Origin of the sequence: Ponticaulis sp., assembly GCF_029210165.1 — a bacterium.
Lineage (GTDB): Bacteria > Pseudomonadota > Alphaproteobacteria > Caulobacterales > Hyphomonadaceae > Ponticaulis.
Map to the genome: position 1 here is coordinate 1,596,077 of NZ_JARGNT010000001.1, position 24,529 is coordinate 1,620,605.

The following is a 24,529-nucleotide window of genomic DNA, read 5'->3' on the forward strand; positions in this document are numbered from 1 at the left end:
TGACACTGGCAGATATGAAAACGAGCCGGATTTGAGTCTGAACGAAAATATCGACGCCACGCCCGAACCGGCGAAAGCACCGGCGCCTTCACCAGAGGGCCGTCATCGTGTGCGCGATTTTGGCGTTATGTCTCTGATTTGCCTGCTGATTCTTCTGATACTGTTCATGTCGGGCTCGCTTGTTCTGTCAGAAGTTCTGGTGTCGCTTCTCATCTTCTGTTTCGCAGGCATTGCGTATTTCCTTTCGACAGAGCCTGACGCGCGGGGGCGCGGCAACGCCGAATCATCTGCGGTCGCGCGACCTCAGAGTTCACGTGAAAGCGCGTCCTCCTACTCGGTATCAAAGGTTCGTGAAGACCTGATCTCCATTCTGACGGCTTATCCGGAGCCTGCTCTGATTTGCGGCTTTGATGGTCGCATTATTGCCAGCAACCAGATGGCCGGGGATGTGTTCCGCCTGCCTAAACATGGTCTTGGCTCGCCGATTATCCGCCGGCCTGATGTGCTTGAGCGACTTGGGCAGATTGGGCGCGGCGCTGAGCCTGATCCGTTAGAGATCGAGATTGCCGGCACGCCGGATCAGTTCTTCCGTGTAGAACTGAAGAAGCTCACCTTGCTCGGTGAGGACCTTGTTCTGATTGCGCTGGACGAGCTGACGGAGCTTCGCCGCGCAGAGAAGGCGCGTGCAGACTTTCTCGCCAATGCGAGCCATGAGCTTCGTACGCCGCTGACCTCGCTCGCGGGCTTTATTGAAACCATGCGCGGCCCGGCCAAAGACGACCCTGCATCCTGGGACCGCTTCCTTGAAATCATGTACGGGCAGACAGAGCGTATGCGTCGCCTGATTCATGATCTTCTGTCTCTGTCGCGCATTGAGCTCAATGAGCACCTTCGCCCGAACCAGCGCGTTGATCTGGCGCATATCGTAACCGAAGGCGTCGAAGCCCTTGTGCCTGTCGCGCAGGAGAAAGGCACAGAGCTGGAGCTTATTCGCTCTGCTGATGAAGCACCTGTCTATGCGATCCGTGATGAACTGGTGCAGGTCATTCAGAACCTGATCGACAATGCGATGAAATACTCGCCAGCCGGTAGCACTGTGCGTGTAGAAATTTCGGCAGGGCTGACGATCGAGCAGGCCCGTACCTTTGCAGGGCGTCGTTGGCCGAATGCTGCGCGCATCTCCATCGTTCAGAACCGGACCGAGCCGGATGCACAGTTTGCCGTCTTCCGCGTAAGCGACGAAGGCGACGGTATTCCGCGTGAACACCTTCCGCGACTTGGTGAGCGGTTCTACCGGGTTGATGAAGGGCGTGACCGAAGCGTCGGCGGAACGGGGCTGGGCCTTGCGATTGTGAAGCACATCGTGTCCCGTCACCGCGGCGGACTTATGGTGGAAAGTGAAGAAGGGCGAGGTTCTGCCTTCGGAATCTGGCTGCCTATGATCGCTCAAGCTTCTGATTCCAAAAGCGAAAATATCACTTCAGATCTAAGTGAAAACTAATCGGCATACTGAAATAAAAACGTCGTGAAGCGATGTTAGGTTCCGGCGCTTTCGGACCCTGATTTAGTGTGTGCATGCCAATAGCGCAGAACATATTTGCGGCGGTCGTACTGATCGTCTTCACCGCATTTCTAGCCGGACGCCTTCAGGCGGCCCGGTTGTCGCGCGTGCACTCTCGTCAGCTGTCATCCCTGTCGGTCTATTATGGCTGGTATTGTGCGTTGGGGGCATTAGCGCCGACAATGCTGGCCGGTCTGATCGCCTGGTTCTTTCCAATCCGGGAGGATGTGGTCGCGATCGGTCTGCCCCTGATTGCTGTCGCAGGCGCGATTTACACCTGCATGCAGATCAGGCCGGAAGTTTCCATGCAGCTACGCGTAGAGCGGTTGATAAAGTGGATGCTGATGGCCAGCGGCGGCGTTGCCGTGCTGACGACGTTTGGGATTGTGCTGTCGCTCATTTTTGAGACCGGCCGCTTCTTCGCCAGCGATGGCGTGAGTGCGAGCGAGTTCTTCTTTGGCCTTGAATGGAGCGCGCAAACCTCTGCAGCCTTTGGTGCGGTGCCGCTCTTTTTCGGTACCTTCTTCATTGCCTTCATCGCGCTTCTGATCGCCGCGCCAGTTGGCTTGTTCTGTGCGATTTACCTGTCGGAGTATGCGAGCCCAAGACAGCGCCGTGTTCTGAAGCCGGTTCTGGAAATTCTCGCCGGTATTCCAACAGTCGTATACGGCTTCTTCGCAATTCTTGTCGTTGCGCCGCTTGTGCGCCAGCTCGGGCTTGCCGTGAATGATGTTCTGCGTCCGCTGAATGGCGGCATGGATGTGTTGACGGCCCAGCCCAAAAGCGCGCTCGCGGCCGGGCTGGTCATGGGCATTATGATCATCCCGTTCGTGTCGTCTCTCTCTGACGATGTTCTGAGGACGGTGCCGAAAAAGCTGAAGAATGGCGCACTCGGCGTTGGGGCAACCCGCGCTGAAATGATGAAGCACATTGTCTTGCCAGTCGCCTTTCCCGGGCTGATGGCCGCCATGCTGCTAGCGACTAGCCGCGCTATTGGCGAGACGATGATCGTCGTGATGGCTGCCGGTGAGCGGGCGAATCTGACGGCCAACCCGTTCGAAGACATCACCACCGTTACGGTTCAGATCGTTGCGCTGATGACAGGCGACCCTGAGTTCGACAATCCGCGTACGCTCTCTGCTTTTGCGCTTGGTGCGGCCTTGTTTGTCGTGACGCTCTTCTTCAATTTTGTGTCCCAGTGGATCGTAGACAGACAGAGGAAGCGTTATGCAGGCCTCTGATCTCAACACACCGATTTCGCAAAATCCGGCATTTCTGAAACGAATGAAGCAGCGCAGCCGCGCCGACCAGCGTTTCCGTTATTATGGACTGCTGGCCATTTTTATTGCGCTTGCATTGCTGGTGACATTGCTTGTTTCCATCACATTCGAGGCCCGCAGCGCGTTCACCCGCCATGAGGTGTCGCTCGATTTGCAGCTGACAGATACGGACTCGCGTTCGGTGTATCGCAGCATTCGCGGCGCTGTTCAGAACATGGCGGGCGATCCGGCCGACCGTGATGTGCGGATTGAAATGTCCCAACTGGTCAGCCGTCTGGCTGCCGGAGATATTACAGAGGCGCTGCAAACCTCAGGCGTGGATTTGTCCGCAACTTACCCAGTTCGCGTGCCTGTGTCCGATGAGGCAGACCGGTATCTGAAAGGTCTGGCAACACCCGTGCATCGGTTTGACGGGCGCGGCTATGATCAGGCAGGCGAGCGTATCGAGAGTGACTTTTCTGGCGCGATGCAGGTGATCCAGCGCTGGCACCGCGAACAGATATCCACCATTCGTCACCGCGAGTTCGAGCCTGCATTGCGCATGCGTGATGGGCTCGCGCGTCAGGCAGAAGCGGCGCCGGGTGATCGTCAGCTTGCTACGCGCCTGGCGGGGGCTGAACACAGAGTCGAGCTGATTGAAGCGCGCCTGTCGGACTTTGAAGCGCGTTTCAACGCTGAGCGCCTTGTGCTGGATGAGTTTACGCCGAGCGTTCTGTTCCGCTCTGGCGAGGGTTGGATGAAAGCAGTCTCTATTTCAGGCGAGATGATAGAAGCCGAGCCGGTGATTTCCGGTCTGGACCCTGACCGTCAGCGCGGCGAAATTCTGTTCATCGAACAACCAGAATCCCAGCGCTCCATTGCGGATGCGCAGATTGTCGTCCTTGAGCGTTTCCAGACGGCGGGCCGTATTAGCTCGCATTTCAATGGCGCGCTTTTCAGCAATGCCGATTCTTCGGATGCCGAGTTTGCCGGTGTTCTCTCAGGCCTTGTCGGCTCGATTATGATCATTCTGGTGACGATGGGGCTGGCTGTGCCGGTGGGCATCGCCGCTGCAGTTTATCTGGAAGAATTCGCGCCGCGTAACCGGTGGACGAGCTTTGTTCAGGTGAACATCAATAATCTCGCCGCGATCCCGTCGATTGTCTTTGGTCTTCTGGGCGCGGCGATCTTCGTGAATGGCGTGATCATTCCGATTCCGTTTGTGGACGGTGTGTTCCGTCTGGGTGGCGGGCTTGGTCGTGGCTGGCCGCTTGTGGGCGGTATTGTGCTGGCGCTGATGACGCTTCCGACGATCATTATTGCATCTCGCGCTGCGCTGGGTGCGGTACCGGGTAGCGTAAGGCAGGCTGCGCTCGCTATGGGCGCAACACGTCTTCAAACCGTCAATCACCATGTCCTGCCTATGGCCGCGCCTGGCATTCTGACAGGCTCTATTATTGGTCTGGCTCAGGCGATTGGCGAGACCGCGCCGCTGCTACTTATCGGCATGGTGGCCTTCGTAGCAGAGATGCCGCAAGGCGCGACAGACCGCGCTACAGCGCTGCCGGTTCTGATTTTCCAATGGTCCACACGCGCCGAACGTGCATGGGAGCCGATGACGTCTGCGGCGATCATTATTCTGCTGCTCGTCATGCTGGTGCTGAACGGTTTGGCGGTGTTGATGCGGTTGAGGTATGAGAAATGATGAGCGATCCGATCCTGCCATCTGCAGCTCCAGCTCACGCCGGAGCCGACCCGCAAGAGCAAGCCGTAAAGGTGCGTGTTCGTGATGTGACCGTCAGCTATGACGGCGCGATGGCGATTGATAGCGTCAATATCGACATTCCAGACAAGTCGGTAATGGCGATTATCGGTCCGTCCGGCTGTGGTAAGTCCACCTTCCTGCGCTGTCTCAACCGCATGAATGATACGATCTCCGGGTGTTCTGTGACTGGCGAAATCCGGATCGACGAGGAAGATGTCACCGCGCGCAATGTGAACCCTGTCATGCTCCGGGCGCGCGTCGGCATGGTCTTCCAGGAGCCGAACCCGTTCCCGAAAACTGTGTTTGAGAATGTTGCTTACGGACCGAAGATCCACGGCCTTGCTGCGACGCGCACCGAGCTGGAAGATATTGTCGAGACCAGCCTGCGCCGCGCCGGTCTCTGGGAAGAGGTCAAAGACGGTTTGCACAAGCCCGGCACATCGCTTTCCGGTGGTCAGCAACAGCGTCTGGTGATCGCGCGGGCAATCGCGATCAATCCGGAGATCATTCTCATGGATGAGCCGTGCTCTGCGCTCGACCCGATCGCGACAGCACGCATTGAGGAGCTGATCGACGAGCTACGCCAGAATTATTGTATCGTAATTGTGACCCACTCCATGTCTCAAGCGGCCCGGATTTCGCAGAATACGGCCTTCTTTGATCGTGGTAAGCTGATAGAAACGGGCACGACGGAGCAGATTTTCACCAATCCGCGAGACCGCCGCACGCATGACTATATCACCGGCCGTTACGGCTAGATTTCAGGAGACGAAAAGTGCCATCGCACACACTTAAAGCCTTCACCAGTGAACTCAACGCTCTGACAAGCGACGTCCTGCGTATGGGCGGCATGGCCGAGGCGATGATCACGGATATGGCGACGGCGTTTGCGCGCGGCGATAGCGAACTGGCGCGAAGCGTTATCCAGCGAGACGCTGAAGTGAATGCGCTGGAAACCCGTCTTGAACGCGAGATCACACGTCTTCTGGCGCTCCGTCAGCCTGTAGCGCAGGACCTTCGCGGCATTATCGCGGCATTGAAAGTTTCTAACGATCTGGAACGTATTGGCGATCTTGCAAAGAATGTCTGCAAACGCCTCATCGCCATGGGCGAGGAGCATGGTGCAACCGGACAGAAAAGCGTTGAGCGCATGTCGCGCGCGGTTCGTCTGCAGCTGAATACGGTTCTTGATGCCTATGCCACCCAGAACGCGCAGGAAGCAATTGATGTCTGGCAGCATGATGAAGAAATCGACGAGCACTATAACAGCATGTTCCGTGAGGTGCTCACCTATATGATGGAAGACCCGCGCAAAATATCGCAGGGCGCGCATCTTCTATTCATCGCTAAAAATCTCGAGCGAATTGGTGATCACTGCACCAACATCGCTGAAGTGGTTCATTTCTTTGTGACCGGCGAGGACATGCCTATGGCGCGTCCGAAACTGTCGGATCTCGAATAGACGGAAATTGTGTGAGTATGGGGAATACGATGACACCTTACATTCTGGTCGCTGAAGACGAAGATCCGGTGGTTGAGCTTCTGCGCTACAATCTGGAACGTGAAGGCTATGAAGTCGGCGTTGCTAAAGACGGGGAAGAAGCGCTGGTCATGATGAAAGAGCGTGCGCCGGATCTGCTTTTGCTAGACTGGATGCTTCCGAAAGTGACGGGCATTGAAGTGTGCCGCCAGACGAGGTCCCGCTCTGAGACGCGCAATCTGCCGATCATCATGGTGACAGCGCGAACCGAAGAATCTGACCGTATTCGCGGCCTTGATACCGGCGCGGATGATTATATCGCCAAGCCATTCTCCACCACCGAGTTGATGGCACGTATTCGCGCGGTCATGCGCCGTATCCGTCCTGGCCTTGCAGAAGACGTGCAGAGCTGCGCGGGTGTTGAGATTAACCGCTCGTCGCACACAGTAATGCGTGATGGACAGGAACTGCATCTCGGCCCGACCGAGTTCCGTCTTCTGGACTATCTGATCCAGCGTCCGGGACGTGTCTTCTCACGTGAACAGCTTCTGGATTCTGTCTGGGGCGCGGACGTATATGTTGAGGCGCGTACGGTAGATGTTCACATTGGCCGCCTGCGTAAAGCGCTGAACAAACACTCTGATGTGGACCTGATCCGCACCGTACGTTCGGCCGGATATTCTTTCGTTCCGCCGAAAGACCTGTAGGCGCTTACATTTGCCTTTCAGGTGAAATGATCACAGATAACGGTCTGGGAGGAACAGGCCGTATGAGAGCTTTCGTCTGCAAAACTATAAGTGAAGACCTGTCTGGCGCATTGCTGACTGACATCGAAGAACCGTCACCAGAGGCGGGCGAGGTGAAGATTGCGGTGCGCGCGGCGAGCCTCAATTTTCCAGACATTCTGATGTGTCAGGGCAAGTACCAGTTCAAACCGGAGCTACCTTTCACCGTGGGCATGGAGTTTGCCGGCGATGTGGTCGAAACCGGTGAGGGCGTTACCCGATGGAAGATTGGCGACCGGGTCTGCGGCGGCGCTAAAACCGGTGCATTTGCCGAATTTGTGACGGCCGCGGAAGACGGGCTGAGGCCGGTTCCGGCAGCTTACAGCTATGCAGAAGGCGCAGCCTTCGGCGCGGCTTATCTGACAGCTTATGTATCGCTCGTTCGTCGGGCGCGCATTGAAGCGGGCGAAACCCTTCTGGTGCATGGTGCAAGTGGCGGCGTCGGTATGGCGACGATTGAGGTCGGCAAACTGCTCGGCGCGACGGTCATCGCCACGACCGGGCGCGACTCCAAAATGGACGCCATTAGGCAAGCTGGCGCAGATCACGTCCTCAATCTGCGCGATGGCTTCCGCGAGAAGGTGAAAGAGCTGACCGATGGACGCGGCGCTGACGTGATCTTTGATCCGATTGGCGGTGATGTATTCGATGAATCGACCCGCTGCATTGCGTTTGACGGACGCCTTCTGGTCGTCGGTTTTATGTCCGGTCGCATCGCCGAAATCAAAACCAATATCCCCCTGATCAAAGGGTTCTCGGTTGTTGGTGTTCGCGCGGGTGAATATGGCCGCAGATTTCCGGAGAAGGGCCGTGAAAATATGGCGCAGGTTCAGGCCTGGGCCGAAGACGGACTAATACGTCCGCGTATTCACGCAGAGCTTTCGCTGGATGATGCCGCTAAGGGCCTCTCAATGTTGACGGGCCGTGATGTGATCGGCAAGATTGTGCTGACGACCTGACAAAACCTAGCCGGATTGGCGTTTTTGAGGGGGCGCTGGTGTGCGAGACACCTGGCGTCGCCGCTTCTGGTAGGCCGCCAGTTTCTTCTGAACCGCCACCGTCATCAGTGTGCCGACAGATTTGCGGGCTTCCACATCCGTGTCTGGCAGGACGGAGAGCTGGGTGAGCGCGTGGATGCTGATCTCAAGCACGTGAGCTTCAGGATCTTCCTTGCCTTCAATGCCGTCGAGATAAAAGCGAACTGCTGTTGCGGTCTGGTGCAGGGCCGTATCGCCTTGTTGTTCTGCTTGCTGCATGGTTCGTGCGGCAATGGCGCGAACACGCTCGGTCATGCTCTGGCGCATCGGAGCCGGTGCGAAGTCCGAATTCAGAAGCTCGTTGACCGCGAATTTAAGTTCCTCGGCGCCGGCAGCTTCCGGTCGGCCTTCTTCTTTATCTTTTCTGCTGTCTTCTGTTCGGCGCCGAGGTGGCTCCATATCTTCCTGTCGGCGGCGGCACGGGCCGATATATTTATTAGTCGATACAAAGACCTGTGGGGTTTCGATCACGGCGCGAAACTTTTTCTGCAACTGGCTGGAAGAAACAGGACGCATGACGAACTCATCTGCACCTGCATCACGTGCGCCGCGAATATTGGTCATCGTTGCTATCGCAGACAGATAAATAAACGGGCGCTCTGATAGCATTGGGTTTGGCAGGCGTCTCAGTTTCTGGATCAGGCTCAGATCAACCGGATTTTCCTGCGAATGAATGATCAGAACAATGTCTGCCGGGAAACTGTAATTTTCTTCCTGAAGGAATTCGAGCGCATTACGGCTCATTACGTGGTCGTTCTGAATGCCGATGCCGCGAAGCACCTCCATCATGACCGAGCGTGAGTGGATGCTGTCTTCCAGCATCAAAATCCGTACTTCTTGCGGGACAAAATCACGCGGAATCCGGGCGGGGGACAATACTGAACCGGTCATGCTGCTTCGCGAAGTTTCCGTTTAACAATTTTTTCAAGGCCCTGCGCGATTTCGAGCCGGGCGTGTGACTTGCCGCCTTTAGCGGACAGGAGAAGGCGGATTGCGTCCATATGTGCGGAGATGACCTGCGCCTGAAGTGCGCCGCTTGCGCCGACGCCTTCAATGTAACGGGCCACGCAAACGGTCGCGAGTTCGAGGGCTTCGTCCTCGATTTTCTTCGCAATATCATTGGCCTCATTGGCGGTATTGTAGAGCGTGCGTACACCGCCGCGATCACGTGGATCGATTGATTTTGCGAGTGTCGTCAGGCGTTCGGCGCACTGGACAAGCATGTTCTGGTGAAACTCACGGTCAGCTTGTTGATCGGTTGCGTCCAGCGGATCAGACAGGCGTTTCAGCGGGCCGCGATATTCCAGCCTTCGCTTACGGCGGCGGCATGGGCCAATATAGTTTTTGCCTTCAATGAACGGGCGAGGGCGCAGGATGACCTCATCGAGACGTTCCTTGATGGTTGCGTGTGAGATCGGCTTGGCTGCAAATTCATCAACGCCAGCCATGCGAGCTTCTTTAACGGTTTCCACGCGCGGGTCACTGGTGATCATGATCACAGGCACGCTACGGTCAGACACGACATCATTGTGGCGCATACGGCGGACCATCTCGGTGCCATTCATGTCAGGCAGCAGGTTTTCGGTGATGACGACGCGTGGATGCCAGACATTGATTGCCTCAATGACTTCGGTAGCCGTCGCGGCAGGGTAAACTTTTGTGAAGCCCATATTGCGCAAAACTTCATTGATCATGGCGCGCGCATAGTTATTGGATTCACCCAGTACAATCCCGATTTCTGCGGGATTGTAATGCTTTTTCGGTTTGCCTGTGTCTTTGGTCATATCGTCCTGCCGGAATGTTCGATCATTCCCTTCTGCCAGAGCGGGGTGAATATTCATCAACGCCAGACGATCAAATTTAACAGAAATCAACGCGGCCGTTAGAAACCGGCAATTACCGGGCGGGCCACCTTGCAAAATGAGTAAAGGTGTGTAAGTTGATCAAAGTGTATTTTAGTTAGTTTCAAGAGATTGAGTCGTGTCTGATAGTGAAAAACTGGACCAGCGCATTCAGCTGGTCGCTTCAAAAGAGTTCGGACAGAAGGTTGATGCCTGGCGTCGTGGTCAGGATGATCTGCCGTCTCGTTCAGAGGCGATCCGTCGTCTTGTCTATCTTGGGCTTGTTCATGAAGAGGAATTTCCGATGCGCCTGATCACAGCCATCATCCGTCCGCACAAGTATGAAGCGGTTCGCGAGGCACTCGCAGAGCTCGGCGTTACGGGGATTACGGCAAGTCAGGTGACAGGCTTTGGTCGGCAGCGCGGTCAGACAGAGATGTATCGCGGCGCGGAATACGAAGTGAAAGAAATTCCGAAAGTGAAGATCGAAGTGGCGGTGCCATCTACAATGCTGGAAACCGCGCTTCAGGCGATCACGCAGACGGCTGAAACCGGCAAAATCGGCGACGGCAAAATCTTCGTCACGTCACTCTCCGGTGCTGTACGTATCCGTACTGGCGAACGCGACGAGAAGGCGCTGATCTAGTCAGCGCCTGAAGGGCAGGCTCACCAGCCGCCACAATACCCAGATTGGAAGTACGACCAGTGCACCAAGCAGGGCGGGCTTCCAGCCATGGCTGATCACCCAGAACAGGCCGGCAAACATGCTCTGCCAGACATCCTGCAAGAAGCTCACGAACGAGAATTGACCAGGATCCTGCGCGAAATCTCCGACTTGCATAATCAGGCCGACGAGCACGCAGAGTGCGAGCAGCCGGATCGCTGCCCAGAACTTAATGGCAAAGATACGCGCCAGTAGCGGACGCTTCGGCTTGGGCGCGCTTGTCTGTGTACTAACAGGTGGCGGCACCTGAGCTTCCTCCGGAAATGGAGGGAAGTCCGGTGGGGGCTGGGTGTTTGTGGTCTCTGACATGCCTTACTCTCCGCGATGGCTTATAGGTAAGGGCGGAGCGCGGCAGAAAAAAGGCCGCCAGAGCGGCGGCCTTTATTAGACTCTGATTTTGTGCGGCTTATGCCGCAGCGTCTTTCTTGACGATAGTTGTGTGCGGGTAAGGAATGGAAACGCCCTGCGTATCGAAGGACTTTTTCACTTTCTCCAGCATGTCGAACTTGATCGGCCAGTAGTCGCTGGCCTGACACCAAAGGCGGCAGGTGATATCGACAGAGCTGTCGCCCAGATTAGTCACGCGTACAAAAGGTTCCGGATCTTTCATGATGCGTTCGTCAGCGGCGATGATCTCTTTGAGAATCGCGATCGCTTTATCGAAGTCATCGTCATAATCAATGCCGAAGACGATGTCGCAACGACGTGTTGTGTAGCCGGAATAATTGGTGATCACGCCATCAATGGCCTGACCATTCGGGATCATGATTTTCTTATTGTCTGGAGTCGCGATAACCGTCTGGAACAGGTTGATATCTTTCACGGAACCGGACACGCCAGACACTTCGATGAAGTCGCCCAGCTTGTACGGGCGGAACAGCATGATCATTACGCCGGACGCGATATTGCCGAGCGCACCCTGCATGGACAGACCAATGGCGAGGGTCAGAGCACCGAGGACTGCGGCGAAGGATGCGACTGGAATGCCGAAAATGCCGAAGACTGCGATGACAACGGCGGCCGTCACGCCCCAGCGCACAAGTGATGCGAAGAAGCTGGCGAGTGTATCGTCAACATTCTCGCGCTTAGAGGCCTGATTGCGAACTGTGCCCGCAAGCCAGCCGGCAATACGAAGGCCGATGATCAAGAGGATGATAGCGCCGATTACGTTCAATGCGCCATTTACGATCAGTACGCCGTACTGGTCCCAAATTGCCTGAGGGTCGAATTCCATTCTGAACTCCTATGATTGGTTTACCTGCTCTGGTTAACGCGAGTTTGTGTCGTTTTGCAAAAGGCAGGCTCAAATTTTTGTGCTGTGTTTGCTGGTCTGTTTCTTAACTGGTCTCTGCTAGGTTCAAATGCTCGCATGGAGGTCGTGGTGTGCGTTTGGTGTTGAGTTTGATTTTCGCGGCGCTGGTCTTGAATTTTAGCCAGTCGTCTTCGGCCCAGCAGGCTGAAGCCGTTCCTGTGTCTCAAAGCGCGGAAGGGATCTATACGCTTGGCGCGACGGCGCTCAATGAAGCGCCATCTTTTGCGAGCTATTCGGGAAAAATCACGCTTGTCGTGCTCTTCCAGCCGGGCTGCCCGTGGTGCGCCATCCAGTTTCGCGACATTGAAGAGCTGCAACGCGACCGCGCGCCATGGCTTCAGGTTGCTGCAGTCTCACGCAATGGCAGTGTGCCTGCGCTGCTGCGTGAACTGGACGAGTACCGCACGAGCATTCCGGCCTATCAGTCAAGCCGCGAGCTTCTGTCAGCGCTTCAATATACGCCGGGCACGCCATGCGTGTATCTGATCAGTCCGGACGGCCGGTTGGGGCAGGTCGCGTGCGGCCGCATGACCGCAGATCAGCTCGTCGGATTTCTGACGGGGCGCTAATCCTCCAGCGGTTCACCTGTTTCTGCATCAATGAGGATGCGCTCCGGCTGACCTTCAACATGAACACGGAAGACAATGGCGCGTGCGCCATCCGGCCCGCCAATCGGTGAGTGCGCGGCATAAGGCGTGATCACAAACGCGTCGCCAGCCGACAGCCACATATCGTCCATGCCTTCCTGACGGTGAAGCGCGGATCCTTCAATCACATAGAGGAATTCCTCACCCGGATGCTCATGCAGCGGAACGCTGGCATTTGGCGGGATGATCACGTCGGAGATAATGACTTCCAGCCCGTCAGCGGCTTCAATCGCGGCCTGCAACATCATGTGTGAGCCTGGCGTTGTCGGGCGCCCGTCTGTCAGTTCCGGTTCTGTCACCGTGTCGAATTCAGCGCCATGGGCATGATCGGACTGCGCCCCGTGCGCAAAGGCTGATGCGGACATAAACAGCGCTGCAGCCGGAATAAGAAGTTTGGGTGTTATCATTTTGGACCCTCCCGAAGTCAGGTCTCACTATAGCTCAGAAATTCTTTCAGACCATCAAGTGTCTCGGCCTCTGCTGCAGGCTTATCCCAGCGTATCCGGTTGAAGCGTGGAAAGCGCATGGCCACGCCGGATTTATGCCGAGGTGAGGCATTCAGGCCTTCAAATGCCACCTCTACGACGAGGCCTTCCTCTCGGGTGGCCTTGACCATGCGGACGGGGCCAAACCTGTCGATCGTGTTGTTTCGTACAAACTTGTCGAGCTCTTTCAGTTCGTCATCGGTGAAGCCGAAATAAGCTTTGCCGACAGGGGTGATCTCCTGTCCGTCATCGGTTTCGGCCCAGACGCCAAAGGTGAAGTCCGAGAAGTAACCGGACCGTCTGCCATGGCCGCGCTGGGCATACATAATGACAGCATCAATCAGGAAAGGATCGCGCTTCCATTTGAACCATGGGCCTTTCGGGCGGCCGGCTTCATAGATCGACTCCCAGCGTTTCAGCATCAGACCTTCGATCTCAGGCTGAGGCGGCGCGTTACGTAGCGCGTTGAGGCTTGCTGCATCCGTGACCTCTACGAGCGGGGAGACATCAAACCGGTCGGTCGGCGACGTGCCGAGCAGTGCTTCCAGTTTTGCGCGGCGTTCGCGGAAGGTGAGGGCGCGCAAATCCTCTTCGCCATGATGGAGAATGTCATAAGCGCGTATGAAGGCAGGCCGTTCAGACAGCATCTTTTTAGAGACGGTTTTCCGGTTCAGGCGCTGCTGGAGATCATTGAGTGGCGCGACATTGCCATCCGGTTTTCTGACCAGAAGTTCGCCATCCAGAACGGCGTCGAATTCCATTGCGGCGACGACATCCGGAAAGGTGTGAGAGATATCATCGCCGGTGCGCGTATAGAGGCGGCGCACACCATTCTCGCTGACGGCCTGCACGCGAATGCCATCCCATTTCCATTCGGCTGCAAACGCTTCAGGTGTGATTATGTCAGGGTTGATGGCGTCCGGATCATCGCGGTCTTTCTTGGCGATCAGCGGATGAGCGAGCATGACAGGCCGGAAAGCGCCGCTCATATCAGGTGCGGGTTTCTCGCCTTCGCCGGAGAGCCACGCGAACAGGTCTTCATAGGGCGCATCAAGCCCGTGCCAGAGCTCTTCAATCTCGCCCGCCTTTACACCGCCAAACTTCGCCAGAGCTTGTTTGGCAAGGCGCGCAGAGACACCGATGCGCAGCCCGCCGGTGACGAGCTTGAGCAATGCCCAGCGCTCAGACGCGCCAAGCCTGTCCAGCCAGTGCGCGATAAGCTCCGGCGCTTTGGCTTTCGGCGTGTCCTGAACCGTATCAACGATCTCATCCAGCGTGGGCGAATAGTTCGCGCCATGCGTTTCGGGCCAGACGAGGCTCACCGTTTCGGCAAGGTCGCCGACATAATCATATGAGAGACGAAACAGCTCTTCATCCATGCGTTCGGAGACGAGCGCGCGGATCATGGCGGGCTTGATTGTTTTCAAGTCCAGCTCGCCCGTGATCGCCGCCAACGCCCAGCCGCGCGCCGGATCAGGCGTTCGCGCGAAATAGTCGCAAAGAAGCGTGATCTTTGCGTTCCGCCCGGGTGTGAGGATCAGACTATCAAGAAGCTGGGAAAAGGCCTGCATAGGCTAGAGATAAGTCCGGCAGGGAAGAATGACAGGTCCGCCCTTCAGTAAGAGAGTGACCGGCGGCAGAGCGCGTCATCCAGCTCACAGGTCTCTATGACGGCGTTGATCCAGTCGCGCTGGGTTTCAAGGTTTACATAATTCACCGCGTAAACGCCTGAGCACATCTCGCCGCTGACGGACGGCATGAGCGTAGAAAGGACGCCCATCATCACTGGATGGCCGCTTTCGTCGTCCACCATGAGTGGGCCGCCTGAATCGCCAACGCAAGGGCCGCCGGAAACCTGGGTGGCGCCGCGAATACGGTCGGGCAGGACGTCTATGATATGGATTTCCTCGCGCTGGAGCATATCGGCCAGCTCTCCATAATAGGAAAGCGCGCCCCAACCACCGACGCGGGCGGTTTCATAGAATTTCTCGGAGAATGGCCGTGAGGTCTGGCCCCAGGCGACAGGCGGTACGTTGACCAGCCGGTCTATATCGTCATCGGCGACATGTACGAGCGCGATGTCGTTGCGATAATTGTCGGTCTGGCCTGAAAAACTGCCATGGCACACGGCAAAATCGACTTCCACGCGCTGGATTTCGTTCGATGAGAGTTGCTGCGAATTGGCGCGCAGGACGATGCGGTCAAAACTGCCCGTCAGGCAGTGCGCTGCGGTAAGAAACCAGTTCTCTGAAATGCGCGTGGCAGAGCAGTGGCTGGAGGCGACGTCGAAGTCTTCTGTGTCGGTCTCGCGTTCCATTTTTACGATGCCGGGAAGGTCGCGCGCTGATGGTGGGTGAAAACGGTTGCGCAGCTCCGGAAGGGGTGCGGCGTCCATTTTGCCTTCATATTTCAGATAGTCGGGGCTCGCGAGTTCTTCCGCGGTCGCTGTAGGGCCGCATGGATGAAAATTGCCTTCAAGCCGGAGGAAGTGTTCCTGCATATCGGTCTCGACGCGCGCATCATCAGCTGTGGCAGAGCCGAGTATGGCTGTGCCAGTGAGAAGCAAAACGAAGCCGAGGCGTTTCAACGGGCAATCTCCTTTGGGGAGAGTTTTTGCCAAACTGACGGCTTCGTCAATTCACCCGCGCGTTAAATCTGGGAAGGAAAGCGCGCGCTGAAGGTTTCGGGGGACAGGGCAGCTATGTTAGCGACATTCGACACCGTGTGATATGTGCCGATGAGCGCGCAGATTTCCAGCTGTTGCTCCAACGTCCATGTTGCGCGCAATGCCTGAAGCGCAACATCTTCGAGGCCGCCGTGTCTGATCAATTGATCGACAATGCGTAAAAGCAGGCACTCGGTTTCGCTCCATAATGATGGGTTGATGGCAGGTTCACATGTGTCAGCCCGCTGTTCTTCGCTTAGGCCGACATGATCTGCGAAAGCGGTGATGTGAACGCCCCACTCATATTCGCAGCGCATCAGGCCAGTAACCCGAAGAATGATGATTTCACGACACCGCATGGAAAGCGGGCTGTCCCGATCCAGAAGATTTGGAACTCCCTTGGCGAGGAAACGCGGCGAGTTCGCAAAAACGCGGAAGAGTTTCAGAAGATATCCGTCTCGCTTTGGATATTGGCCGAGTCGTTCGGAAATCGGTTTGGAGTAAGGTGGAGATACCGGCGCAAGAATGTTGGACATTGGAGACCTCTTATGCTACATATTTTGTAGCAATCAAACGCTACAAAATATGTAGCGTCAAGCCGAAATTGAAAAAGAGTCCGTCATGGTGCAGAAGAGTTCTCAGCCAATCATGAACCTGCTGGCCATTCTTGGGCAGAGATGGACGCTTCGAATTCTCTGGGAGTTGAGGGATGGTCCAAGGACTTTCAGAGCGCTTCAGGAGGCTTGTGATAAGGTCTCACCAACCACATTGAACGCCCGAACCAAGTCACTGCGGGAGGCGGGGTTTCTGTATTTAGGTGAAGCTGGTTTCCAGCTTACAGAGAGCGGGCGGGACCTGTCGGTTCATCTTGCTTCGATGAATACGTTCGCAAAAAAATGGGAAGCGGGTCTTCAGGAATCCTCATCATAGCCGACAAGGCGAAGCGGGCGGGCGCTATAGCCCTCGAGTTCTGCCCATCGACACAGCGCATCCTCGCGGCCATGCGTCACCCAGAGCTCTTGCGGGTTCACATCGCGCACTGTTTGCGTGAGCTCATCCCAGTCGGCATGGTCGGATAAAATAATTGGTAGTTCGACGCCGCTTTGCTTGGCGCGCTGGCGGATGCGCATCCAGCCTGAGCAGAAGACGGTGATCGGGTCTGGAAAGCGCCGTGCCCATTTATCGCGGAAGGCGGATGGCGGGCCCATCACAATCTTGCCTGCGAATTTCGCCTGTTCTTCTTTGGCGACACCTTTTTCAAGCGTTGCGGGTTCGAGGCTGCCAAGTGAAATGCCGTGCTCCTCATAAAGGTCGCAAAGCGATTTCAGTGCGCCATGAATATAGATGGTGTCGTGATAGCCTGCCTCGCGGATAAGCGAGATGACACGCTGGGCTTTTCCGAGCGCATACACCCCAACCAGATGGGCGCGGTCAGGAAAGGTGGTAAGGCTGTGCAGCAGCTTTCTGATTTCTTCCCGGTCGTCTGGATGACGAAAGACGGGCAGAGCAAAAGTCGCCTCCGATATGAAGACGTGACATGGCACGGGTTCAAAGGGCGTGCAGGTCGGGTCCTGGCGGCGTTTATAATCACCCGTGCAGACCATTCGAAGGCCCTTATGCTCAACAACGGCCTGCGCAGAGCCGAGCACGTGCCCTGCCGGTGCGAGCGACACATCCACGCCATTTATACTGACCACTTCGCCAAGTTCTGTTGGCTGGCGCTTAGCCGTGAAGTCCTCGCCATAGCGCGCCGCCATGATGTTGATGGTCTCAGGTGTTGCGAGTACGGCGCCGTGCCCTGCGCGGGCATGGTCTGCATGGCCATGTGTGATGACGGCGCGGTCAACCGCGCGAACCGGATCGATGTAAAAATCACCGACCGGGCAATAAAGGCCCGCAGGGGTGGGGTGCAGAAGCTGGTCCGGTGATCGCATCGTGTAGATATAGTGCGTCAGGGCACGCATGTCCTGCCTGCATGTGACGTAAAGTGTCACGGAAGACACCTTGAGTGACATACGCACTATTTATATAGTCTGCTCTCATAAATGTATGGGAGGAAGGCGAATGTCTTTTACGAAGCGATCTCAGCTCTTATTCGTGACGGCGGTTTCCGCGCTGGCGCTGGCGGCATGTTCTGATCAGGGCGCAGACGATCATGCAGGCATGAATCATGATGGGATGGACCATGCGTCCATGGATCATTCCGGTCATGAAGGCATGGAAATGGCAAATGCGAATACGCCGTCTTATGGCGCTGCGGACCATGTTGCTGATTTTACTCTGATGGGCAGTGACGGTCAGGCGCACACGCTGAGTGATCATTCCGATGCCCCAGCGGTGGTTCTGATGACGCATGGTGTCGGGTGCCCGATCGTGCGCAACGCCGTGACCGATTATAAAGAGCTCGCTGCACAGTTCGAGGATCAGGGCATCCCGTTTTACATGATCAATTCCAACATTCAGGATGATATGGACGAGCTGGCCGCAGATGCCGAGCTCTATTCCATCACCATGCCAATTCTGGATGACGAAGATCAGTCGGTTGGCCGTCAGATGGGGTATGACCGGACCGCCCAGATTTACGTGCTGGACCCGTCAGATGATTTCCGCGTCATGTATTATGGCTCGCTCAATGATCGTCAGACTTATGAGCGCCAAAGGAATGAAGCTCAGAATCATTTCGCGGCAGAGGTTCTGAACCAGATGCTGGCTGGCGAAGAGGTTACCGTAACGGCACCTGCGATCAGAGCGGGATGTATGATCAATTTTCTCTGATCACTTGCCCTATCTTTAGTGTTTTACTCGGGTTTCTCTTGAGTGTTGGCCACTACATTTGATATAGCTACCTCCAGATAATAATATACGGGAGGTAGCCTTATGGCTGTTTTTAAACGAGGTAATCTGCTTGTCGCGACTGCGTTCACTGCGCTTTTGCTAGGTGCATGTTCGCAAGAAAGCGGAGAAGACCATGCGGCGATGGATCATTCCGCCATGGATCACTCCGGCCATGACGGCATGGTTATGGCGACGGCTGCGACACCTGTCAGCGGCCCGCCGGAATATATCGATAACTTTCGTCTGATCGACCATAATGGCGACAGCCACGAGCTGTTCTATCATGCTGACGCACCTGCGGTCGTGTTGATGACGCACGGTGTCGGCTGCCCGATCGTCCGTAATGCTGTTACCGATTACAAAGCGCTGCGCGACCAGTTCGCCGATCAGGGCGTTCAGTTCTACATGATCAACTCCAATATTCAGGATGACCGTGACGAGATCGCTGCTGACGCAGAGCTTTACGGCATTGATATGCCGATCCTTGATGACGTGACCCAGCTTATTGGCGAGTCCATGGGCTATGACCGTACAGCGCAGGTTTATGTGCTTGACCCAGCGCAGGGCTTTAAAGTTGTCTATTATGGCGCGCTGAATGACCGCCAGACCTACGAGCGTCAACGCAATGAAGCGAACAACCACTTTGCGGCGGATGCGATATCGCAGGTTATCGCCGGCGAAGAGGTCACGGTTGAGGCGCCTGCTATTCGCGCCGGTTGCATGATCAACTTCCCTGAGCAGCGTAATCACGAAGAGCATATGCAAATCTCTTATGCTGAAGAGATTGCGCCAATCCTGCGCGAGAACTGCGTTGAGTGTCACCAGGAGGGCGGTATCGGCCCCTGGGCGATGACCGATTATGAAACCATTCAGGGCTGGGCGCCGATGATCCGCGAAGTGGTTCGCACGGATCGTATGCCGCCCTGGCATGCTGACCCGTCTATCGGCACATTCCACAATGCGCGTGATCTGACTGTTGAAGAAACGCAGACGCTGGTTCACTGGGTTGAAGCTGGCGCGCCGCGCGGTGAGGGCGAAGACCCGCTTGCGGGTCTTGATCTGCATGCGCCGGACTGGCCGCTTGGCGAGCCTGATCTGATCCTGACGCTTCCGGCCTACAACGTGCCAGCAACAGGTGTTGTCGATTATGCTTATCCGGTCGTTGAGAACCCTCTGACAGAAGACACATGGCTGCGCGCTACGACCATTCGCGCGGGCAATCGCGAGGTCGTCCACCACGTGCTGTCGGGCTATATGTCTGAAGTGCCTGCAGACGGGCGCGGTTCGACCTCGCTCTGGGAATTCTCAACCGGCGGCTATGCTGTGGGCGCTGAATCCACAGTGGCGCAGGAAAACTCCGGCGTGCCATTCCCTGCGGGCGGCGCAATCGGCTTCCAGATGCACTACACGCCAGTGGGCCGTGAAATTGTCGATCAGACACAGATCGGCTTTTACTTCCAGGAACAACCGGAGCTTCTGAACCGGACCGTTGTTATTCTGGATGCGAGCCTCGACATTCCGGCAAACGAGCCGCGTCACGTTGAAACGGCGTATCTGGAATTCCCGTACGACGCAGAACTGATCTCCGCATTCCCGCATGCGCACTATCGTGGCTATGCGTCCGATCTGCGTATCCAGTATCCGGATGGTACTGAAGAGACGCTTCTGTCTCTGCCGCGATATGACTTCAACTGGCAGCGTGGCTACGAGTTTGAGGAGCCGGTCTCCATTCCGGCGGGATCACGCCTGATCTCGGATTATGTCTATGACAACTCCAGCGCCAATGCGGCGAACCCTGATCCGAACATTCAGGTGACGTGGGGCGAACAGAGCTTTGAAGAAATGCTCTATACGTCACTGTCTTTCCGCTGGGTCGGTGAGACGACGGACAACCGTCTCGATCACCAGTCAGCTGAAATGAATGAGACGCGTATGTTCACTGCTATGGACGATAATATGGACGGGCAGCTCACTGAAGATGAGCTGACTGGCATGCTTGGTAGCCGTATGCGCGCCGGCTTTGGCCGTATGGATCTCGACGGAAACGGCTCTGTAGACATGGAAGAATATGTCACGGTGAACCGGATGATGCGTGCACGCGGTCAACAATAGGCCAGATTGCACAATTTCTGATCAGTAGAGGGCGGCGCTTTATTGCGTCGCCCTTTTCTTATTCTTGCAGGTAATATTGGGCCGAAGATTATATTCCATTTCGACTGGTGCTTTGCTTTGAAGCATAGACGTCTATAGCGTAAGACAAAAACGTGTTCATATTTTGTATTTTACGTGATTTGATCGATTTTAAGTAATTCGTTAACGGTTTTCGAAGTTCTGTTAACCTTTTAATCTTCGTATTTATTAACCTTTCCGGCAAATTGCCTCGAAAATACGCCGTGTTCCTGTTAACTTTTCTTAGTTATCCACATGTTTACGTTAATTTTCTTGCGTCGCATGGTTAACGAAAGGTTTACCTTTTCAATTTTTCGCTGCATTATGGAGGGTGAAGTAAACTGTAAGCCCAGGTTCAGAAGATCCGGACCCCTTGGCGCGTGGGGCTGCGCCGTGGAGCACCGTAATGAAAACTGTATTGTATTCATCCGTCGCACTTGTTTCTCTTGCCGCCGCAGGCAGCCTTTCTGTCGCGCATGCGCAAGATAGCTATGAAGTCGCTGCCGCTGACGCATCTCCGTATGCATCACGCGCAACTGCGCAATGGGGCAATCTGGATACATTTTGGGGTAACCTGGATACTTTCGAGGGCGATGTGTCCGGTCAGTGGGGCAACCTGGATACGTTCTGGGGCAATCTCGACACCTTCTGGGGAAACCTTGATACCTTCTGGGGCAATCTCGACACCTTTAATGGTGACGCGGCGGCCCAATGGGGTAATCTTGATACGTTCTGGGGTAACCTCGATACGTTTTGGGGAAACCTTGATACATTCGGTGGTGATGCGTCTGCGGAATGGGGTAATCTCGACACCTTCTGGGGTAACCTTGATACCTTCGATGGCGTGATCGTCACGCAATGGGGCAATCTGGATACATTTGGCGATTCAACCGCTCAGTGGGGCAATCTCGATACCTTCTGGGGCAATCTGGACACGTTCTGGGGTAACCTTGATACCTTCTGGGGCAATCTCGATACCTTCGGTGGTGAGGCGTCTCCGGAATGGGGCAATCTCGACACCTTCTGGGGTAATCTCGACACATTTGATGGAAACCCTGCGGAAGCGCTCTGGGGTAACCTGGATACATTCTGGGGCAATCTGGACACGTTCTGGGGTAATCTCGATACCTTCTATGTCGCCTTTTCGGTGCCGGACGGATATGATGCTGAGACCTATTACGGTCTGTTAGACCCGCAATGGGGCAATCTCGATACGTTCTGGGGTAATCTCGACACCTTTAACGGCAATCTTGATACGACCTGGGGTAACCTGGATACGTTCTGGGGCAATCTCGATACCTTCTGGGGTAATCTCGACACGTTCTGGGGTAATCTTGATACCTTCTGGGGTAACCTCGATACTTTCTGGGGTAATCTGGATACCTTCTGGGGCAATCTCGACACGTTCGAAGGCAATGAAGAAGCTTATGCGCAGCTTCTGTCAGATCTCGGCTCATTCTATAATCTGAGCCAGGATCAATATGCACCGCTCGTCGCTTTCCATACCGGTCAGGATTTCTGGTCGGGTTTCGCTCAGGAAATCTTCGAACGTTATGGCATTGATCCGACTGATCCGGCGTCTCTCGCCGAGCTTTCTGCGGTAGAGCGTGCCCAGTTCTTCGTCGACTGGCATGACGGTCTGATGATGTTCAACGGTATCGACATTGTTGATGGCTGGATGCCAACGATCAACTGGTCTCCAGCGCTTACGCAGGACCATGATTACAACACGCAGGCGGTCATCGGTCTTCTCGACTTCGGCGTCACAGATGAGACTCTGCTGACACATGATGTAATTTATTCCGGCGGTTACGACACGGCGGATACGTCTACACACGGTTCAGCGGTTGTGAGCCTTCTGGTCGCGCCTCACGATGGCGTCGGCATTATGGGCATCGCGCCTAATGCGAGCGTTGCGGTTTACAATCCGTTTGATGAAACCCTGACAGCAGGTTGGGAAGACGTTGAAACTGGTGTGCACGCGCTCGTCGACAATGGTGCGCGCATTATCAACATGTCTCTTGGTGTTCCTGAAACACTGATCTCCGAAGAGTGGGCAGACATCATTTCTGGCGTCGACAATGAAGGCGTTGTCTTCATTAAAGCGGCTGGCAATGAAGGTGTGGCCGGCACTGACGTCGAATGGGCGGATGATGGTAGCCTTGAACAGCTGATCATTGTTGGTGCACTCGGCTTTGATGGTGAGATCGCAGACTGGTCCAATACGCCGGGCGATGCCTGCTTTATTGTTGATGGCGATTGCAGTGCGGTGATGAATAATTTCATCGTCGCGCCGGGCGAATTTATCCTCGTATCTGATGGCAATGGCGGTGTTATGCGTCAGGCGGGTACGTCATTCGCTGCGCCTCTGGTCTCTGGTACGGCAGCACTGATCCATGGTGCGTGGCCATGGTGGAAAGATCATGCGGAAGAAACCGTTGATGTGATCCTCCGGTCAGCAACTGACCTCGGCGAAGAGGGCGTTGACGAAGTTTATGGCTGGGGTCTTCTGAACGTTGAGGGGGCTCTTTCACCTCTGAACTGGGACCGTTTGCGCTTCTACGCTGATCATGACGGTGATGGCGACTTTATCGGTGGTTGGCGCGGTAAGTCCGCGAGATGGATACGTCGTGCTTATCTGCGTTCTGATGTGCTGCAGCTTGAAAATGACGGCGCGTATGTTGTCGCGCTTGAAAGCGTTGGCGATACATTCCGTGACTTCCGGATCCCGCTATCTACCCAGCTCTACGGAACAGAATCCGTTATTGATGGTGTCGAGCACGATCGCCGCTTCCAGCGTCACCTGCATCAGCGTTTCGTTGATTGGGCGAGCGAAGGTTCAAACTTCGGCGACGTTCAAAGCACTTCGGTCAACCTTGGTCTGAATGGTGACTGGGCTCTGTCTATGCAGGCCGCGCCGTATACGCCGGGTTCTGATCTGCGTGAAGGTGAGCTTCCGTTCCAGACAGACATCATGCTCTCTGCGCCTGAAAGCCAGACTGCATTCCGCTTTGGTCATGGTGATGGCGCGGCGCGCCTCAGCTCAAACCCGGTCTTCGGCTTTTATTCGGACTTTGACGTTGAAACCGGTGGTGTGAACCCGCTTCTGGGGCTCGCATCTGGTGGCACTTATGCCTCTACACAGTTCGCTGTGAGCGAGCGCCTGTCGATCTCTGCAAGCGTGACCGAAGCGTCTGACGATCATTCGTACATCGATCCGCTGACTGGCCAGCGCGTTTATAACGCGGATGATCTGGTCGACTTCAATGCGAGTGCGGCGAATATTTCTATGAATTATGCGCTGACCGATCACCTGAACCTCTCTGTCGATTATACTCAGCTCACTGAGCGTGACAGCCTTCTGGGCGGTCAGGGTACGGGCTTCCTCTCGCTTGAGGGCGGTAGCGTTACCGATGCTGTGACACTTGGTTCTGATGTCGATCTTCCATTCGGCATTCAGCTCGGCCTGTCTGCAACGGTTGGCGAAACACGCGGCACCAGCTTTGCTGACGGTGCGCTGTCTCTGAGCGATGAGGGACTGACATCGACCGCGTTCGTGATCGGTGTTCGCAAGGATGGTTTGATTGGTGATCACGACACATTCCGCCTGAGCCTTGCACAGCCTCTGCACGTTGAGGCCGGGTCGTTTGAGTTTACGACGCTCGAAGTTGTGAACCGTGAAACCGGAGAGCTCGGTCTTGTCTCCCAGACTTGGGGCGTGGCTGACACGGGTCGCGATTATAACCTCGAAGCGAGCTACGGCACTGCTCTGATGGCCGGTATGGCTGAAGTCTCTGCGTTCTCTCGTGTCGAGTTTAATGAGAGGCCGATCGCAAATGAATCTGAAACAGATTACGCGGTCGGAGCGCGGTTTGCTATTCGCTACTAAATCGTGGAATAGAATTACCTAAACTATAGATAGAATAACGGCCCGCCGATACTTGTATTCGGCGGGCTCTTTTGT

At 55.6% G+C, this 24,529-nt stretch carries 22 protein-coding genes; 13 read left to right on the forward strand and 9 right to left on the reverse strand.

Annotation, left to right across the window (positions count from 1 at the left end; translation table 11 throughout):
- The first annotated feature begins 31 nt into the window (after positions 1–31).
- The 7 genes from P1U45_RS07855 to P1U45_RS07885 all read left to right on the forward strand — a co-directional run bounded on the left by P1U45_RS07855 (position 32) and on the right by P1U45_RS07885 (position 7,809).
- Positions 32–1,501 carry an ATP-binding protein gene (locus tag P1U45_RS07855; protein ID WP_301058569.1) on the forward strand — a complete coding sequence of 490 codons (1,470 nt, stop codon included), beginning with the start codon at positions 32–34 and terminating at the stop codon, positions 1,499–1,501.
- Between the two features lie 74 nt (positions 1,502–1,575).
- Positions 1,576–2,802: a phosphate ABC transporter permease subunit PstC gene (gene pstC / locus P1U45_RS07860; RefSeq protein ID WP_301058570.1), complete on the forward strand. Its 1,227-nt coding sequence runs from the start codon at positions 1,576–1,578 to the stop codon at positions 2,800–2,802.
- Positions 2,789–4,525, forward strand: a complete 1,737-nt coding sequence (gene pstA, locus P1U45_RS07865) for a phosphate ABC transporter permease PstA (protein WP_301058571.1) — start codon at positions 2,789–2,791, stop codon at positions 4,523–4,525. Before pstC ends, pstA begins: the two co-directional genes overlap by 14 nt.
- The gene (pstB, locus tag P1U45_RS07870) at positions 4,525–5,343 is read left to right on the forward strand and encodes a phosphate ABC transporter ATP-binding protein PstB (protein ID WP_301058572.1); all 819 of its coding nucleotides are present in this window, start codon (positions 4,525–4,527) and stop codon (positions 5,341–5,343) included. Before pstA ends, pstB begins: the two co-directional genes overlap by 1 nt.
- A 17-nt stretch (positions 5,344–5,360) precedes the next feature.
- Entirely contained in the window at positions 5,361–6,047 is a 687-nt protein-coding gene (phoU, locus tag P1U45_RS07875) for a phosphate signaling complex protein PhoU (RefSeq protein ID WP_293609605.1), read from the forward strand.
- A gap of 29 nt (positions 6,048–6,076) precedes the next feature.
- Positions 6,077–6,772, forward strand: coding sequence for a phosphate regulon transcriptional regulator PhoB (gene phoB / locus P1U45_RS07880; RefSeq protein ID WP_301058573.1), 696 nt, complete (start codon positions 6,077–6,079; stop codon positions 6,770–6,772).
- Between the two features lie 62 nt (positions 6,773–6,834).
- Positions 6,835–7,809 carry an NADPH:quinone oxidoreductase family protein gene (locus P1U45_RS07885; protein ID WP_301058574.1) on the forward strand — a complete coding sequence of 325 codons (975 nt, stop codon included), beginning with the start codon at positions 6,835–6,837 and terminating at the stop codon, positions 7,807–7,809.
- A gap of 6 nt (positions 7,810–7,815) precedes the next feature.
- On the opposite strand, the gene P1U45_RS07890 is transcribed toward P1U45_RS07885, so the two are convergent.
- Positions 7,816–8,778 carry a hypothetical protein gene (locus P1U45_RS07890; RefSeq protein ID WP_301058575.1) on the reverse strand — a complete coding sequence of 321 codons (963 nt, stop codon included), beginning with the start codon at positions 8,776–8,778 and terminating at the stop codon, positions 7,816–7,818.
- Positions 8,775–9,671 (reverse strand): response regulator, encoded by an 897-nt coding sequence (locus tag P1U45_RS07895; protein ID WP_301058576.1) that lies wholly within the window; start codon positions 9,669–9,671, stop codon positions 8,775–8,777. The genes P1U45_RS07890 and P1U45_RS07895 overlap by 4 nt, the downstream gene beginning before the upstream one ends.
- 361 nt (positions 9,672–10,032) lie before the next feature.
- Between P1U45_RS07895 and P1U45_RS07900 the strand changes: the two genes are divergently transcribed.
- On the forward strand, positions 10,033–10,374 hold the full coding sequence (locus tag P1U45_RS07900; RefSeq protein ID WP_027441539.1) for a P-II family nitrogen regulator: 342 nt from the start codon (positions 10,033–10,035) through the stop codon (positions 10,372–10,374).
- Here P1U45_RS07900 and P1U45_RS07905 read toward each other — a convergent pair whose 3' ends face one another.
- Positions 10,375–10,761 (reverse strand): hypothetical protein, encoded by a 387-nt coding sequence (locus tag P1U45_RS07905; protein ID WP_301058577.1) that lies wholly within the window; start codon positions 10,759–10,761, stop codon positions 10,375–10,377.
- A 97-nt stretch (positions 10,762–10,858) separates the two neighbouring features.
- Positions 10,859–11,686 carry a mechanosensitive ion channel domain-containing protein gene (locus P1U45_RS07910; RefSeq protein ID WP_301058578.1) on the reverse strand — a complete coding sequence of 276 codons (828 nt, stop codon included), beginning with the start codon at positions 11,684–11,686 and terminating at the stop codon, positions 10,859–10,861.
- A 188-nt stretch (positions 11,687–11,874) separates the two neighbouring features.
- Between P1U45_RS07910 and traF the strand changes: the two genes are divergently transcribed.
- Positions 11,875–12,333 (forward strand): conjugal transfer protein TraF, encoded by a 459-nt coding sequence (gene traF / locus P1U45_RS07915; RefSeq protein ID WP_301058579.1) that lies wholly within the window; start codon positions 11,875–11,877, stop codon positions 12,331–12,333.
- On the opposite strand, the gene P1U45_RS07920 is transcribed toward traF, so the two are convergent.
- From P1U45_RS07920 to P1U45_RS07935, 4 genes are all read right to left on the reverse strand, one after another.
- The gene (locus P1U45_RS07920) at positions 12,330–12,818 is read right to left on the reverse strand and encodes a cupin domain-containing protein (protein ID WP_301058580.1); all 489 of its coding nucleotides are present in this window, start codon (positions 12,816–12,818) and stop codon (positions 12,330–12,332) included. The genes traF and P1U45_RS07920 overlap by 4 nt on opposite strands.
- A 17-nt stretch (positions 12,819–12,835) precedes the next feature.
- Complete coding sequence (locus P1U45_RS07925) at positions 12,836–14,467, reverse strand: cisplatin damage response ATP-dependent DNA ligase (protein WP_301058581.1); 1,632 nt, start codon at positions 14,465–14,467, stop codon at positions 12,836–12,838.
- A 44-nt stretch (positions 14,468–14,511) separates the two neighbouring features.
- On the reverse strand, positions 14,512–15,483 hold the full coding sequence (locus P1U45_RS07930; RefSeq protein WP_301058582.1) for a trypsin-like serine protease: 972 nt from the start codon (positions 15,481–15,483) through the stop codon (positions 14,512–14,514).
- 62 nt (positions 15,484–15,545) lie between these two features.
- The gene (locus P1U45_RS07935; RefSeq protein ID WP_301058583.1) at positions 15,546–16,097 is read right to left on the reverse strand and encodes a carboxymuconolactone decarboxylase family protein; all 552 of its coding nucleotides are present in this window, start codon (positions 16,095–16,097) and stop codon (positions 15,546–15,548) included.
- A 112-nt stretch (positions 16,098–16,209) separates the two neighbouring features.
- Between P1U45_RS07935 and P1U45_RS16660 the strand changes: the two genes are divergently transcribed.
- Positions 16,210–16,491 (forward strand): helix-turn-helix domain-containing protein, encoded by a 282-nt coding sequence (locus P1U45_RS16660; RefSeq protein ID WP_366144989.1) that lies wholly within the window; start codon positions 16,210–16,212, stop codon positions 16,489–16,491.
- Here P1U45_RS16660 and P1U45_RS07940 read toward each other — a convergent pair.
- Positions 16,473–17,495, reverse strand: a complete 1,023-nt coding sequence (locus tag P1U45_RS07940; RefSeq protein ID WP_366144990.1) for a ligase-associated DNA damage response exonuclease — start codon at positions 17,493–17,495, stop codon at positions 16,473–16,475. The two genes, P1U45_RS16660 and P1U45_RS07940, sit on opposite strands and share 19 nt — an antisense overlap.
- A 130-nt stretch (positions 17,496–17,625) precedes the next feature.
- Here P1U45_RS07940 and P1U45_RS07945 point away from each other — a divergent pair, with 130 nt between their 5' ends.
- The 3 genes from P1U45_RS07945 to P1U45_RS07955 all read left to right on the forward strand — a co-directional run bounded on the left by P1U45_RS07945 (position 17,626) and on the right by P1U45_RS07955 (position 24,454).
- Positions 17,626–18,336 (forward strand): redoxin domain-containing protein, encoded by a 711-nt coding sequence (locus P1U45_RS07945; RefSeq protein ID WP_301058585.1) that lies wholly within the window; start codon positions 17,626–17,628, stop codon positions 18,334–18,336.
- A 102-nt stretch (positions 18,337–18,438) separates the two neighbouring features.
- On the forward strand, positions 18,439–20,508 hold the full coding sequence (locus P1U45_RS07950; protein ID WP_301058586.1) for a redoxin domain-containing protein: 2,070 nt from the start codon (positions 18,439–18,441) through the stop codon (positions 20,506–20,508).
- Between the two features lie 463 nt (positions 20,509–20,971).
- Positions 20,972–24,454: a S8 family serine peptidase gene (locus P1U45_RS07955; protein ID WP_301058587.1), complete on the forward strand. Its 3,483-nt coding sequence runs from the start codon at positions 20,972–20,974 to the stop codon at positions 24,452–24,454.
- Positions 24,455–24,529: the final 75 nt, after the last annotated feature.

Bases quoted from the DNA above. Each gene is read 5' to 3' on its own strand.
- pstC (WP_301058570.1), top strand. From the start codon at position 1,576: ATGCCAATAGCGCAGAACATATTTGCGGCGGTCGTACTGATCGTCTTC.
- pstA (WP_301058571.1), top strand. From the start codon at position 2,789: ATGCAGGCCTCTGATCTCAACACACCGATTTCGCAAAATCCGGCATTT.
- pstB (WP_301058572.1), top strand. From the start codon at position 4,525: ATGAGCGATCCGATCCTGCCATCTGCAGCTCCAGCTCACGCCGGAGCC.
- phoB (WP_301058573.1), top strand. From the start codon at position 6,077: ATGACACCTTACATTCTGGTCGCTGAAGACGAAGATCCGGTGGTTGAG.
- P1U45_RS07885 (WP_301058574.1), top strand. From the start codon at position 6,835: ATGAGAGCTTTCGTCTGCAAAACTATAAGTGAAGACCTGTCTGGCGCA.
- P1U45_RS07890 (WP_301058575.1), bottom strand. From the start codon at position 8,778: ATGACCGGTTCAGTATTGTCCCCCGCCCGGATTCCGCGTGATTTTGTC.
- P1U45_RS07895 (WP_301058576.1), bottom strand. From the start codon at position 9,671: ATGACCAAAGACACAGGCAAACCGAAAAAGCATTACAATCCCGCAGAA.
- P1U45_RS07900 (WP_027441539.1), top strand. From the start codon at position 10,033: ATGCGCCTGATCACAGCCATCATCCGTCCGCACAAGTATGAAGCGGTT.
- P1U45_RS07905 (WP_301058577.1), bottom strand. From the start codon at position 10,761: ATGTCAGAGACCACAAACACCCAGCCCCCACCGGACTTCCCTCCATTT.
- P1U45_RS07910 (WP_301058578.1), bottom strand. From the start codon at position 11,686: ATGGAATTCGACCCTCAGGCAATTTGGGACCAGTACGGCGTACTGATC.
- P1U45_RS07920 (WP_301058580.1), bottom strand. From the start codon at position 12,818: ATGATAACACCCAAACTTCTTATTCCGGCTGCAGCGCTGTTTATGTCC.
- P1U45_RS07925 (WP_301058581.1), bottom strand. From the start codon at position 14,467: ATGCAGGCCTTTTCCCAGCTTCTTGATAGTCTGATCCTCACACCCGGG.
- P1U45_RS07935 (WP_301058583.1), bottom strand. From the start codon at position 16,097: ATGTCCAACATTCTTGCGCCGGTATCTCCACCTTACTCCAAACCGATT.
- P1U45_RS16660 (WP_366144989.1), top strand. From the start codon at position 16,210: ATGAACCTGCTGGCCATTCTTGGGCAGAGATGGACGCTTCGAATTCTC.
- P1U45_RS07940 (WP_366144990.1), bottom strand. From the start codon at position 17,495: ATGCGATCACCGGACCAGCTTCTGCACCCCACCCCTGCGGGCCTTTAT.
- P1U45_RS07945 (WP_301058585.1), top strand. From the start codon at position 17,626: ATGTCTTTTACGAAGCGATCTCAGCTCTTATTCGTGACGGCGGTTTCC.
- P1U45_RS07950 (WP_301058586.1), top strand. From the start codon at position 18,439: ATGGCTGTTTTTAAACGAGGTAATCTGCTTGTCGCGACTGCGTTCACT.
- P1U45_RS07955 (WP_301058587.1), top strand. From the start codon at position 20,972: ATGAAAACTGTATTGTATTCATCCGTCGCACTTGTTTCTCTTGCCGCC.